The sequence below is a fragment of the Streptomyces sp. NPDC001068 genome, from assembly GCF_042897315.1.
In the GTDB taxonomy this organism is placed as follows: Bacteria; Actinomycetota; Actinomycetes; order Streptomycetales; family Streptomycetaceae; genus Streptomyces.
The window spans coordinates 449483-462280 of the sequence record NZ_JBIAYD010000001.1; the positions used below are offsets into that span (position 1 = coordinate 449483).

12 protein-coding genes and 2 pseudogenes are annotated in these 12798 nt (G+C 73.2%); 5 read left to right on the forward strand and 9 right to left on the reverse strand.

Going from position 1 to position 12798, the window contains the following annotated elements; all coding sequences use genetic code 11:
• The first annotated feature begins 31 nt into the window (after positions 1-31).
• Positions 32-1354: a nucleotide sugar dehydrogenase gene (locus ACFY3I_RS02005; protein WP_365288471.1), complete on the forward strand. Its 1323-nt coding sequence runs from the start codon at positions 32-34 to the stop codon at positions 1352-1354.
• A gap of 75 nt (positions 1355-1429) precedes the next feature.
• Positions 1430-2644, forward strand: a complete 1215-nt coding sequence (locus ACFY3I_RS02010; RefSeq protein WP_390858910.1) for a glycosyltransferase — start codon at positions 1430-1432, stop codon at positions 2642-2644.
• On the opposite strand, the gene ACFY3I_RS02015 is transcribed toward ACFY3I_RS02010, so the two are convergent.
• The 3 genes from ACFY3I_RS02015 to ACFY3I_RS02025 all read right to left on the reverse strand — a co-directional run bounded on the left by ACFY3I_RS02015 (position 2541) and on the right by ACFY3I_RS02025 (position 3869).
• A complete protein-coding gene (locus ACFY3I_RS02015) occupies positions 2541-2882 on the reverse strand; it encodes a VOC family protein (RefSeq protein WP_390858911.1) in 342 nt (113 codons plus the stop codon). The two genes, ACFY3I_RS02010 and ACFY3I_RS02015, sit on opposite strands and share 104 nt — an antisense overlap.
• A gap of 45 nt (positions 2883-2927) precedes the next feature.
• The gene (locus ACFY3I_RS02020) at positions 2928-3338 is read right to left on the reverse strand and encodes a VOC family protein (RefSeq protein ID WP_390858912.1); all 411 of its coding nucleotides are present in this window, start codon (positions 3336-3338) and stop codon (positions 2928-2930) included.
• 105 nt (positions 3339-3443) lie between these two features.
• Entirely contained in the window at positions 3444-3869 is a 426-nt protein-coding gene (locus tag ACFY3I_RS02025; protein WP_390858913.1) for a PPOX class F420-dependent oxidoreductase, read from the reverse strand.
• Between the two features lie 303 nt (positions 3870-4172).
• On the opposite strand from ACFY3I_RS02025, the gene ACFY3I_RS02030 reads away from it, so the two are divergent.
• Positions 4173-5396, forward strand: coding sequence for a serine hydrolase domain-containing protein (locus ACFY3I_RS02030; protein WP_390858914.1), 1224 nt, complete (start codon positions 4173-4175; stop codon positions 5394-5396).
• A gap of 276 nt (positions 5397-5672) precedes the next feature.
• On the opposite strand, the gene ribA is transcribed toward ACFY3I_RS02030, so the two are convergent.
• On the reverse strand, positions 5673-6332 hold the full coding sequence (ribA, locus tag ACFY3I_RS02035; protein WP_365288459.1) for a GTP cyclohydrolase II: 660 nt from the start codon (positions 6330-6332) through the stop codon (positions 5673-5675).
• Positions 6333-6370: 38 nt separating this feature from the next.
• Between ribA and ACFY3I_RS02040 the strand changes: the two genes are divergently transcribed.
• The gene (locus ACFY3I_RS02040) at positions 6371-7129 is read left to right on the forward strand and encodes a creatininase family protein (protein WP_390858915.1); all 759 of its coding nucleotides are present in this window, start codon (positions 6371-6373) and stop codon (positions 7127-7129) included.
• Positions 7130-7227: 98 nt separating this feature from the next.
• Here the strand turns inward: ACFY3I_RS02040 and ACFY3I_RS02045 are convergent.
• The 5 genes and pseudogenes from ACFY3I_RS02045 to ACFY3I_RS02065 all read right to left on the reverse strand — a co-directional run.
• Positions 7228-8109: pseudogene (locus ACFY3I_RS02045) on the reverse strand (YbhN family protein); the annotation flags it as partial.
• Positions 8106-9053, reverse strand: a complete 948-nt coding sequence (locus ACFY3I_RS02050) for an SAM-dependent methyltransferase (RefSeq protein WP_390858916.1) — start codon at positions 9051-9053, stop codon at positions 8106-8108. The gene ACFY3I_RS02050 and the pseudogene ACFY3I_RS02045, both read right to left, overlap by 4 nt.
• A 116-nt stretch (positions 9054-9169) precedes the next feature.
• Entirely contained in the window at positions 9170-10381 is a 1212-nt protein-coding gene (locus tag ACFY3I_RS02055) for a glycosyltransferase family 4 protein (protein ID WP_390858917.1), read from the reverse strand.
• On the reverse strand, positions 10378-10776 hold the full coding sequence (locus tag ACFY3I_RS02060) for a 6-pyruvoyl tetrahydropterin synthase family protein (RefSeq protein ID WP_390858918.1): 399 nt from the start codon (positions 10774-10776) through the stop codon (positions 10378-10380). Before ACFY3I_RS02060 ends, ACFY3I_RS02055 begins: the two co-directional genes overlap by 4 nt.
• A 150-nt stretch (positions 10777-10926) precedes the next feature.
• Positions 10927-11910, reverse strand: coding sequence for a dehydrogenase (locus ACFY3I_RS02065; protein ID WP_390858919.1), 984 nt, complete (start codon positions 11908-11910; stop codon positions 10927-10929).
• 121 nt (positions 11911-12031) lie between these two features.
• Between ACFY3I_RS02065 and ACFY3I_RS02070 the strand changes: the two are divergent.
• Positions 12032-12784: pseudogene (locus tag ACFY3I_RS02070) on the forward strand (CDP-alcohol phosphatidyltransferase family protein); the annotation flags it as partial.
• Between the last annotated feature and the right edge of the window lie 14 nt (positions 12785-12798).

Consider the following 12798-nt stretch of genomic DNA (forward strand, 5'->3'; position numbering starts at 1 on the left):
CGGCGTCTGCCGTTGAGGGCGGAGTGTCCCTATGCAGGTCGAAAAGGCCGTACCGCTCGGGGAATCGAGCGAATCGCTCGGGGATGAGGAACGGACCGACGGCTACGAACTGGCCGTCATCGGGCTCGGTTACGTCGGACTTCCGCTCGCGCGGGAGGCGTCGCTGGTCGGGCTGAGAGTGGCGGGGCTCGACCTCGACCCACGGATCGTGGAAGGCCTCAACGCCGGGCACTCCCATGTCGACGACGTCTCGGACGACGACGTCGCCCGCATGCGGCAGGCCGGCTTCACCGCGTACACGGACGACGCCTGCCTCGCCCGTGCGCAGACGATCGTGATCTGTGTGCCGACCCCGCTCAGCGAGGACGGCGGTCCCGACCTGAACGCGGTGACCTCCGCCGCGCGGGCGGTGTCCCGCAGGCTGGGCCGCGGGCGGCTCGTGGTCCTGGAGTCGACGACCTATCCGGGCACCACCGAGGAGGTGGTGAAGCCGATCCTGGAGGAGTCGGGGCTGCGGGCCGGCGACGACTTCGCGCTGGCGTTCTCACCCGAGCGGATCGACCCCGGCAACACCACCCACGGGCTGCGCGAGACCCCGAAGGTGGTGGGCGGCCTCACCCCGGCGTGCTCGGCGCGGGCGGCCGCCTTCTACGGCAAGGTCGTGGACACCGTCGTGCAGGCCAAGGGCACCCGCGAGGCCGAGATGGCCAAGCTCCTGGAGAACACCTACCGGCACGTCAACATCGCCCTGGTCAACGAACTGGCCATTCTGTGCCAGGAGTTGCGTGTCGACGTATGGGACGCGATCCGCTGCGCCGGCACCAAGCCGTTCGGTTTCCAGGCCTTCCGGCCGAGTGCCGGGGTGGGCGGCCACTGCATACCCATCGACCCCAACTACCTCTCGTACAAGGTGCGTTCGATCGGCTACGAGTTCCGGTTCGTCGAACTGGCGCGGGAGATCAACGCGCACATGCCGGAGTACGTCGTCCGGCGCGCGCAGGACCTCCTCAACCACGAGGGCCGCGCGCTGCACGGCTCCCGGGTGCTGCTGCTCGGCGTCACCTACAAGCCGGACGTCGCCGACCGGCGAGAGGCGCCGGCCGTGCCGGTGGCCCGGCTGCTGCGGGCCCGGGAGGCCGACGTCGCCTTCCACGACCCGTTCGTACCCGCCTGGTTCGTGGACGGCGAGGCCGTGCCGCGGGTCACCGACGTCATGGCGGCCGTGCGCTCGCACGACCTGACGATCCTGCTCCAGGACCACTCCGCCTACGACCTGCCGGCCATCGGCGACGAGGCCCGGCTGCTCTTCGACACCCGCGGGCGGATCTTCCGGCCCGGCGTCGAGGTGCTGTAGGCCGCCTCCGCGGCAACTCCCCAGCCGCCGCCCGGAGTCCGAGGGCTCCGGGCGGCGGCGTCGAAAGGCGCTCAGATGCGGATACTCGTCGTCACCGTCGTCCACCACCCCGAGGACGCGCGGATACTCCACCGGCAGATCACCGCCCTGCGGGACCGGGGCCACCACGTCGTCTACGCGGCACCGTTCTCGGCGCGCGAGGCACGGCCGCGCGCGGACCTCGAGGGCATCGACCTGCCCCGGGCGGCGGGCCGCAGCCGCCGGGCGGCGGTGGGCGCGGCCCGCGCCCTGCTCGCCGACCGCGGTCACGAGGCGGACGTGATCCTCCTGCACGACCCGGAGCTGCTGCTGACCCTGCCCGGCACCCTGCGCCGGTGGCGGCGGTCCGGCGCGGCCCCCGTGGTCGTCTGGGACGTCCACGAGGACACCGCCGCCGCCCTCGCCATGAAGCGCTGGGTGCCCCGAGTGCTGCGGTCGCCGCTGCGCCTCGGGGTGCGGGCGGCCGAACGGCTGGCGGAACGCCATCTGCGGCTGCTGCTGGCCGAGGACTCCTACCAGGAGCGGTTCCGCCGCGTGCACCCCGTGGTGCCCAACTTCACGACGGCGCCCCTGCGGGCTCCCGAGCCACCGGGCAGCGAACGCGTCGTCTACGTCGGCCACCTGTCCCGGGCCCGCGGCGCGCTGGACCTGATCGAGACCGCCCGGCACCTGGGACCCGGGCTGCGCGTGGAGGTGGCCGGCGCGGCCGACCCGGACGTCCGGGACGCGCTGACGGCGGCCGACCGGGACGGCGTGCTGCGCTGGCACGGCTTCCTGCCCAACGACCGCGCGCTGGAACTGCTCACGGGCGCGCTGGCCGGCCTCTCCCTCCTGCACGACCAGCCCAACTACCGTCACTCACGGCCCACCAAGGTCGTCGAGTACATGGCCCACGGCGTGCCCGTCGTCACCACGCCGACCCCGCTGGCGGCCGACATGGTCGAACGGCACGGCTGCGGGCTCGTCGTCCCGTACGAGGACCCGCGCGCCGCCGCGGCGGCGATACGACGGCTGAGCGGCGACGCGATCCTGCGGCACACCGCGGCCCAGCGCGGCCGGGAGGCAGCGGTGACCCACTTCAACTGGCCCGACAAGGCAGCCGAGTTCATCCACACACTGGAGGCCTGGGCGCGGGAGGAGAGCGGTGCTACGCGCGCGGATGGCGCGGCTCGTACAAGGCGACCTCGCCTCCGCCCGGCAACCGGAAGCCCGTCACCCGGCCCCAGGCCGCGTCCTGGACGGGTCGGCTGAAATCCACGCCCTTCGCGGCGAGTTCGGCGGTGGTGGCTTCGAGGTCGTCGCACATCAGCATCAGTTCGTGCGACGGTTCGCCGTCGGCCGGGTGGCAGGCCACCTCGGCCGGCGGCAGCCCGAAGACCAGCCAGCCGCCTCCGGCGTCGACGTGCGGCCAGCCCAGGACGTCCCGGAGGAAGGCGCGGTCCGCGTCCGCGTCGCGCGTGTAGATCACCACATGTGCCCCATTGATCACGCGCGGAGGCTAGCGGCGGCGCGGGCGTGCGGCAAGCGTCCGCGACTACGTGTTGGACCAGCCCCGCTCGCAGAGCACCAGCCGGTATCCGTCCGGGTCCTCGACGGTGACGCCCCAGCGGTTCCAGTACGGGTTGGGTGACGGCACCCGTCTGCCACCGTGCTCCTCCAGGCGGGCCACCAGCTCCTCCGGCACCGGGCCGTCGACGTAGATCACCAGCAGGTCCTCCTCGGTGGGCCGGGGTTCCACCGGCCCGGCGGGGTCGCGCACCAGCTCCAGGTGCCAGCCGGCGTCCGGCCAGCCGAGCATCAGCAGGTCGTGCTCGCCGGGTTCCGGTCCGGCCTCGGCCCGCCAGACCACCCCGAGGCCCAGCCCGCGCACCCAGAACCGCTCGGCCGCGGCCAGGTCCCGGGAGGGCCGGGCCACGCGGAGATGACTGCGTCCGTTGACGGGCATGGTGACCTCTTCCTGAACCGCCGTTCCCTGTCCGGAAGCCTAGGCGGCCATCCCACGCCCGGCCATCGGCCGATCGCCCTGGTCCAGAGGTCGTAGGCCGTCGCCTCAGGCGCGTGGGATGCCGTACGCCCGCTCCACGCGCAGCCGCAGCACCAGTCGGCGGTCGCGGACCATCGCGGCGCGGTAGTCGTCCCAGTCCGGGTGCTCGCCCCGGACGTCCCGGTAGAGGCGGACGAGCTCCTCGACGGTCTCGTCGTACGGGTCCCGCGCGACCGGTGAGAGCTCCGCGGTGCCCTCGGCGACCGTGTAGGCCCGGCGGTCGGCGCTGGTGACGTGGTAGGAGGCGCGCGGGTCCCGGCGGAGGTTGCGGGTCTTGGCGCGGTCGTCGGTGAGCGAGACGCGCACGGTCCGCTCGTCGGGGTAGTAGGCGTGGTTGACATTGGACAGCTGGGGGCGGCCATCGCTCTTGAGGGTGACCAGCACCCCGTCGTGGCCTTCGGCGAGCAGCTTCACGAGCGCGTCCTGGGTCATGGGGGGAGAACCCGCCCGGCCCGGCCCGCATTCCCCGGCGGACCGGGTGTACCCGGAGTGGACACGGGAAGACGGGGGCATGTACACGGGGGCGGCCTGTCGGGGTCCGGGACCGTGAGACCGCCGCTCGTACGGGCGTTCCCGGCCGCGTCCGGCGTGGCGGTCGCGATCCCCGCACCCGGCGCCTCTTCTATAGCGTCCGTCACACCACACGCGGATGAGCGGGCCGGTCCCCCGCCTCCTGCGCGACGATGAGGCCCGAGGTCGTACCGCACGGCGGGACGACACGACCGGAGGAGAGCGATGGCACAGCTGCGACAGGAAGTCGACCCCAGTGAGGTCGGGCTGGACGTGAAGGCCCTGGACCGCCTCGACCAGCACTTCGCCCACTACGTCGACGAAGGGCGCCTGCCCGGTTACCTGGTGGCCGTGGCGCGCGGCGGCCGCGTCGCCCACCTCACCACGCAGGGCCACCGTGACCGCGCGGCCGGGCTTCCGGTCGAGCCGGACACCATCTGGCGGGTGTACTCGATGACCAAGCCGGTCACCGCGGTGGCCGTCCTGCTGCTGGTCGAGGACGGGCTGCTGTCGCTGGACGATCCGGTCGGCCGCCTGCTGCCGGAGTTCGCCGAGCCCCGGGTGTACGTGAGCGGTTCGGGCGCGGACATGGTGACCCGGCCGGCCGACGGTCCGATCCTGATCCGGCACCTGCTCACCCACACCGCCGGGCTGACCTTCGCGTTCTACCACTCGCACCCGGTGGACGCCCGCTACCGGGAGGCCGGGCTGGAGTTCTCGGTACCGGCGGGCGCGGACCTGGCCGAGACGATGGAGGTGTACGCGCGGATGCCCCTCCAGTTCGAGCCGGGCACGCAGTGGAACTACTCCGTCGGCTTCAACGTGCTCAGCCGGGTCATCGAGGTGGTCTCCGGACAGCGGCTCGACGAGTTCTTCGCCGACCGGATCTTCGGCCCGCTCGGCATGCCGGACGCGGGTCTGCACATCGTGCCCGAACAGGCGGACCGGCTTTCGGAGTTGTACGGCGAGACCGAGGACGGCGGCATCGAGGCGATCCCCGGACTGCCGTTGCGCGGCCGGCCCCGGCTGCTGTCCGGCAGCGGCGGCCTCGCGGCGACGGCGTACGACTACCACCGGTTCGCGGAGATGCTGCGCCGGGGCGGCGAACTGGACGGCGTACGCCTGCTCTCCCCCGCCTCGGTGGGGCTGCTGTCCGCCAACCAGCTGCCCGGCGGCACGGATCTGCGCGCCTTCGGGGCCCCGCCCCACCAGGAGCCCGGCAACGACGGCCTCGGCTTCGGCCTCGGCGTCTCGGTGGTGATCGACCCCGCCCGCACCCTGTCGCCCAGCGGCATGGGCACCTACGGCTGGACCGGCGCGGCCACCACCGCCTTCTGGGTCGACCCCACGCACGACCTGACCGTGCAGTTCCACACCCAGCTGCGGCCGAAGTCCCTGAGGGTCCTCCCGGAGCTGCGCCGGCTGGTCCACGAGACGATCCTGGACTGAGTCCCGGACCGGGGCCCGCTCACCCGGGTCCACTCACCCGGGCCGCTCACCCGGGGCCGGTCTCCGGGCGGGCCGCGCCGGCCGCGAACCGGTCGGCGCCGAGCGGGCGGACGTCCCCGAGGGGGCGCGGCCCGGCCCGATGCCGCACCCGGTCTCCCCGCCGAGGCGGACGAGGGGCTCCGGACCGCGCGCCCGTCCGGGCGTCGAGCTCGGCGGGGATCCGGGCGCGCACCGTCGCTCTCCTCCGGTCCCTTCCCGGGAGGCCGTCCGGCACCCTCAGGACCAGTGGGCGACCGCGTCCAGGTGGGGCAGCACGTGGTCGAGGCGCTCGCGCTTGGTCCGCAGGTAGGTGATGTTGTTCTCGCACGGCTCTATGAGCAGCGGAACCGTCTCGGCGACCTCGATGCCGTGCCGCACCAGCGACTCGCGCTTGCGCGGGTTGTTGGACATCAGGCGGACCGAGGCCACCCCGAGGTCGCGCAGGATCCCGGCGGCGACACCGTAGTCGCGGGCGTCGACGGGAAGGCCGAGCGCGAGGTTGGCCTCGACCGTGTCGAGGCCCTCCGCCTGGAGCGCCATGGCACGCAGCTTGCCGAGCAGTCCGATGCCACGGCCCTCGTGACCGCGCAGGTAGACGACGATGCCGCTGCCTTCGGCGACGACCGCGCGCAGGGCGGCGGACAGCTGGTCGCCGCACTCGCAGTGCTGGGAGCCGAAGGCGTCACCGGTGAGGCACTCCGAGTGCAGCCGGGTCAGCACCCGCTCGCTGCCGATGTCCCCGTAGACCAGGGCCACTTGCTCGTCACCGCGGTCGTGGTCCAGGTAGCCGATCGCCTGGAATTTCCCGTAGACGGTGGGCAGCGGTGCATTGACGACGCGTTCCACGCCCGAACGCCGTGGGGACTTCTTGCCGAGTACGCCGATGTTCTCTGTCATGATCTGATTCCTAAGAGGAGACGAAAGGCCTTGAAAAGATGAATGGTTCGGGCGCGCTTACGGCGGCATACGGCTGGTTGCCGACGGACACCACGGAAGAGGTACGGACCAGAGGCGCGGGCGTTTCAACTCAGGTCGCCGTCCTTCCCGTGGGGAGCTTCGAACAGCACGGCCCCTTCCTTCCGCTGGCGACGGACACGCTCGTCGCCTGCGCCGTGGCCCGGGAGATCGCCGACAGCTTCCCGGTGCACCTCCTTCCACCGGTGACGGTGTCCTGCTCGCACGAGCACGCGGCCTGGCCGGGGACCGTCAGCATCTCCGCGGTGACCCTGCACGCGGTGGTCAGGGACATAGCGGAATCGCTGCGCCGCTCGGGTGTCGGGGCGCTGGTCGTGGTCAACGGCCACGGCGGCAACTACGTGCTGGGCAACGTCGTCCAGGAGGCGTCCGCGCGGGGCGAGCGGATGGCGCTCTACCCGGCCGCGGAGGACTGGGAGACGGCGCTTTCGCGGGCCGGAGTGCAGACCTCGGCACTCACCGACATGCACGCGGGAGAAATCGAGACCTCGATTCTGCTGCACGCTCATCCCGAATTGGTCCGCCCTGGTCACGAGTCCGCCGATTTCACCGCTGACGACCGTCGCCATCTCCTCACCCTGGGAATGTCCGCCTATACCGAGTCGGGTGTCATCGGCCGCCCCTCCCTGGGGTCGGCGGAAAAGGGGAAGGAACTCCTGGCGAGCCTCGCCGAGTCCTTCGGCGCGGTCTTCGAACTGCTCGTCTCCGAACGGGAGTAGCGCATCCCGGCATACCAGCGGACGACCAGGACCACCAGTCCCGGCAGGGCCGCCACGAAGCTGAGGACGCCGTAGACGACGGCGGTGGCGAGCCCGCTGTCCGCGCCGAGGCCGGCCGCGGCGAACGCCCAGGCGGTGACGCCCTCCCGGGGACCCCAGCCGCCGACGTTCAGCGGCAGGCCCATGGCGACCAGGGCGAGCACCGCGATCGGCGTCAGCTCGGCCACCGAGGCGGCCGAGCCGGCGACCCGCGCGGCCACCACGAACATCACGACGTGACCGGCGAGGATCAACGCGGAGGACAGCGCGACACCGGGCCCGTTCCGGCGTGACAACAGCGCCCGGCGGGCTTCGGCGAGCGTCGCGCGCAGGGCGCCGCCGCGCTTGCCCGGGGACCTGTTCATCCGGACCGCGACCGCGATCGCGCAGGCGCCCACCAGCGCGGCCGCCACCAACGGGGCGAAGCTGCGGGCCTGTTCACGGACCGGCGAGGGCAGGATCAGCAGCGCGGCCGCGCCGAACACCGTCAACGCGATCTGTCCGGCGGCGCGTTCCAGCACGACCGCGCGGACCCCCCGCCCGATGTCGCCCTCGCTCTGCCCGTGCCTGACCGCCCGGTGCACGTCGCCGAGCACCCCGCCGGGCAGGGCCGCGTTGAGGAACAGCGCGCGGTAGTAGTCGCCGACGGCGGGTCCGAGCGGCAGCCGCAGCCCGAGGCTGCGCGCCACCAACTGCCAGCGCCAGGCACTGAGCACGGTCGTGACCGCGCCGATCGCCAGACCGACGAGGAGCGTCGGGGTGTCGATGCGGCGCAGTCCGTCCAAGAACACGCCGGTGCCGAGCCGCCACAGCAGCACGGCGATGATGGCGGCTCCGGCGACGGTGCCCAGATGGGTGCGGACGGCGCGGAGGGTGCGGCGCCGGGCCACGGCCTCCGGAGCGGCCGGTGCCGCCTCGCGGACCAGGGTGGGGGTGGTCACGAGTGGCCTCCGGTCGGCCGGGCCAGCGCCAGCAGGTCGCTGTGGTGCAGGACCACCCGAAGGTCCCCGGCCGCGCAGGCGGCGAGCCGCTCGGCCAGATAGGCCTCGGCGCGGGCGCCCAGTTCGGGGCGCTCCTCCACGGCCGCGCCGACCCAGCCGCGCAGCCACTGCTCGGTGAGCGCCTTCTCGTCGGGGCCGAGCCGCCAGGGGCTCGGGTTCAGCTTCACGGTGGCGCCACGGTCGGCGAACGCCTCGCAGGCGACGGTGACCGCGTCCGGGCCGAGCATCCCGCCGCGCCGCTGGTGGGCGTTGAACGCCTCCGTCAGCTCCGCGTCCAGCGGGTGCGGGGTGCCGAACTCGACCCGCCCGGCCACCGAGAGGGTGAGCAGCGCGGGGCAGCCGGCGCCGGTGCAGGCCTCGGCGAGGGTGTCGATCTCCTCCAGGGTGAGCACGTCGAGCAGCGCGGAGGCGGTCACCAGCGAGGCACCCTTCAGCGCGTCGGGGTTGAGCCGCGCGACGTCACCCCGGCGGGTCTCCACCGTGACCCGGCTGCCGTCGGCGGCCACCCGGGGCGAGGCGACGGCGGCGAAGTGCAGGAGGTAGGGGTCACGGTCGTGCAGGATCCAGTGCTGGGCGCCGTCCAGCCGGGGCGCAAGCCAGCGGCCCATGGACCCGGTGCCGCAGCCGAGGTCGTGCACGACCAGACCGCCCGCCCTGCCGGGCAGGTTGGCCAGCCGGATCCGCAGCGGGTCCAGCAGGTCGTTCGACCGGGCGGCCGCGTCCGCGCTCTCCCGCAGTTCCAGCCACTCGGGGGCGTACCGGGCGGGCTCCTCGGGCGCGTTCTCGCGCAGGCGTACGGTGGCCCGCTCGCCCAGCCGGACGACCGGACCGGCGCCGGCTATGACCTCCGACCGCCCCGGCTCACCTGAGGCTGTGGCATCCATGCGCTCTCCTTGCGTCCCCGCGTCCGTGACATCCCCGGGCCCGGGCTGCGCGGGGATCGCGCCGACCGGGGTGGTCGTGGTCGCCGTGGTCGCCGTGGTCGTCGTGGTGTCGCCGGTCATGCCGCCCTCCGGGGTTCGTCGGGGAGCCTCAGCAGGACCCCGGCCAGGCTGCGCGCGGTGGTCGCCCAGCCGTCGAGCGCCGCCCGCCGGCCGCGCGCGGCGGCCTTCAGGCGACGGCGTACGTCCGCCTCGCCGAACCAGCCGCGCAGTTCGGCGGCGAGCGCGGCGGGATCCTCCGGCGGCACCAGGATGCCGGGTACCCCGCCGTCGGGCGCCCTCCCCACCGCTTCCGGAAGGCCCCCGACGTCGGTGGCGAGCACCGGGATGCCCCGGGCGAGGGCCTCGGTGACCGCCATGCCGTACGTCTCGGCGTAGGAGGTGAGGACCATCAGGTCGGCGGCGGCGTAACTGGCGTCCAGGTCGGCGCCGGAGCGCGCGCCGACGAGGTGCAGCCGGTCCGTCAGGCCGTGCCGGGCGATCAGTGACCGCAGATGGGCGACGTACTCGGGGTCCTGGCCGAGACCGCCCACGCAGGTGCAGGTCCACGGCAGGTCCCGGACCGCGGCGAGCGCCTCGACCAGCCGGTGCTGGCCCTTGCGCGGGGTGACGGCGGCGACGCACACCAGGTGCGAGACCCCGTCGGTGCCTCCGGCCAGGGGAGCGATGTCGGCGCCCGGGGTGGCCACGTGCACCCGTTCGGGTGCCAGGCCGTGGTGCGAGACCAGCCGTCGTACCGCCCAGTCGCTGGTCGCCACCACGGCCGGCACGGCACGCAGCACCGCCCGCTCCCGGGCGTCCAGGTCGGCGGCCACGGCCGGGTCCAGCCCGGTCTCGTCGCCGAGCGGCAGATGCACCAGGACGGTCAGTCGCAGGCGTTCGGCCTCCGGGACCACGATCTCCGGGACCCCGCACGCCACCAGGCCGTCGAGGAGGACGACCGCGCCGTCGGGCAGCCCCCGCAGGGTGCGGGCCAGGGCGTCCCGCCCGGCCGCGTCGGGGCGTGGCCAGGAACCGGGCACCGCGTGCCTGCTGACCTGCCAGCCGAAGCCGGGCAGGTCCAGGCAGACCCGCCGGTCGTAGGCGTTGCCGCCGCTCGGGTTGGCCGTGTCGTCGACACCGCCGGGCATGACGAAGTGCACGATGCGCAGGGACATGGGGAGGATCCCGATGTTCGCGGGGGCGTTCTCGCCGGCCGGGTCGGTGGTCGCCGCGCGCTGCGCGGGCACGTAGGTCAGGGCCGGTGGCCGGCCGACGGTCACGTCCGTCACAGGGCACGCTCGTAACTCGCCCAGGCGACGTGCGACTCGTGCAGGGTGACGGTCAGGCCCGCCAGGCCCCGGGCGCCCTCGCCCAGGGCGCCCTTCGCGATCCGTTCGGCCAGCCGGTCGGCGACGACCTTGGCCAGGAACTCGGTGGAGGTGTTGACACCGGCGAAGTCCGGCTCGTTGTCGAGGTTCCGGTAATTCAGTTCGCTGACCACGGCACCGAGTTCCTGGGTGGCGAGACCGATGTCGACGACGATGTTGTCGTCGTCCAGCTGTTCACGCCGGAAGGTGGCGTCCACCAGGAACGTGGCGCCGTGCAGTCGCTGCGCGGGCCCGAACACCTCGCCGCGGAAGCTGTGGGCGATCATGATGTGATCGCGGACGGTGATGCTGAACAACGGACGACCCTCCAGGTGCGGCGCGTCTGGTCCCCCGGCGGATCCCTGCCGGGGGATGCCCTTAATACGGCGCTTGGCGTTCCGCCGTTCAGTCCACTCTGACTCTTTTCTCAGGTCAGGACCTCTTGGCGGACCGTATTGGACGTCGCGTCAGTGCGGATCGCCGTAGCGGACCCGGTGGCACAGCGCCGGAATCTCCCCGGAGGCCAGCTTCGGAAGCACCTCCGGCAGCTCGTCGAACGCGCTTTCCCCGGTGATCAGGGCGTCCAGCGCCGGATCGGCGAGCAGGTCCAGGGCCAGCGTCAGCCGTTCGGCGTAACCGCGGCCGGCGCGGGCGGCCGGGGAGACGGTGCCGACCTGGCTGCTGCGCACGGTGAGGCGGCGGGAGTGGAAGGCCTCGCCGAGCGGGAGGGTGATCCGCCGGTCGCCGTACCAGCTGAGTTCGACGACCGTGCCCTCCGGGGCGAGGAGTTCCAGGGCGCGGTTGAGACCCTGCTCGGTGGCGCTGGCATGGACCACCAGGTCGCAGCCGTCGAGAGCGTCCTCGGGTGTCGCGAAGTCCACCCCCAGCGCCTCGGCGGTCTTGGCGCGGGCCGGATCGGCGTCGACCAGCTGGAGCCGCACGCCGGGGAACCTGGCGAGCAGCGCGGCGACCGAGCAGCCCACCATGCCGCCGCCGATCACCGCGATCCGGTCGCCGATCAGCGGGGTGGCGTCCCACACCGCGTTCACGGCGGTCTCCACGGTGCCCGCGAGTACCGCGCGCGCCGGTGGTACCCGCTCCGGTACCACCGTCACGGCGCTCACCGGGACGACGTAGCGCGTCTGGTGCGGGTACAGGCAGAACACCGTACGGCCGGTCAGCTCGGCGGGGCCCGCCTCCACGACACCCACGCTCAGGTAGCCGTACTTGACCGGCCCGGGGAACTCGCCCTCCTGGAAGGGCGCCCGCATCACCGCGTGCTGGCTCTCCGGCACCCCGCCCCGGAAGACCAGGGTCTCGGTGCCCCGGCTGACCCCGGAGTACAGCGCGCGCACCAGCACCTCGCCCTCGGCGGGCTCCGCCAGGGCGACGTCACGCAGTTCTCCGTGGCCCGGGGAGCGGAGCCAGAACGCACGGGCCGAGCGGTTCATCGGCTTCCTCCTGAACGATCGGGAAGTTGTTCACGTACCGAGTTGTGCACAGCGAGAAGTGCACAGGCCGCGCACAGTACGCGGCGATGATCGACTCTGTCACTCGGCCGGAGGACGTGCGGTGGCCCTGAACAACACATACGAAGCCAGGCTGGTCCAGCAGGAGACCGCTGTGGGAGCGGGCGTACAGATCCTGTTGCTGGCCCTGCTCGGGTCGGCGATCGGCATGGGGCCGGCCGGATGGCTGACGGGGCTCGCGTTCGCGATAGCCACCTGGGCGGTGCTCTCCCGGGCCCTGCACCGCACCCGCCCGCGCTCCTTCGGCCCCGCGAACCGGGTGACCCTCGGCCGCGCGATCCTGGTCGGCGGCGTGACGGCGCTGGTCGCCGACTCCTTCGAGAGCTCCCCGCCGGTCTCGCTCCTGGTCGGCCTGACCGCCGTGGCGCTCATCCTCGACGGCGTGGACGGCAAGGTGGCCCGGCACACGGGTACCTCGACGGCCCTCGGCGCGCGCTTCGACATGGAGGTCGACGCGTTCCTCATCCTGGTGCTGAGCGTGTACGTCTCCACGCAACTGGGCGCCTGGGTACTCCTGATCGGCGCGATGCGCTACGTGTTCGTCGCGGTGGCCAAGGTCGCGCCCTGGCTGAACGCCGCGCTGCCGCCGTCGATGGCCCGCAAGACCGTCGCCGCGGTGCAGGGCGTCTTCCTGCTCCTCGCGGGCGCGGACCTGCTCCCCCACCTGGCCAACCTGGCCGTGGTACTGCTGGCCCTCGGCTCCCTGGTGTGGTCCTTCGGCCGGGACGTGATCTGGCTGTGGCACAACTCGCGTACCGCGCGGGCGCGGTCGGAGGCACCGGACACGGAGACGGTGCCGGCGGCGAAGCC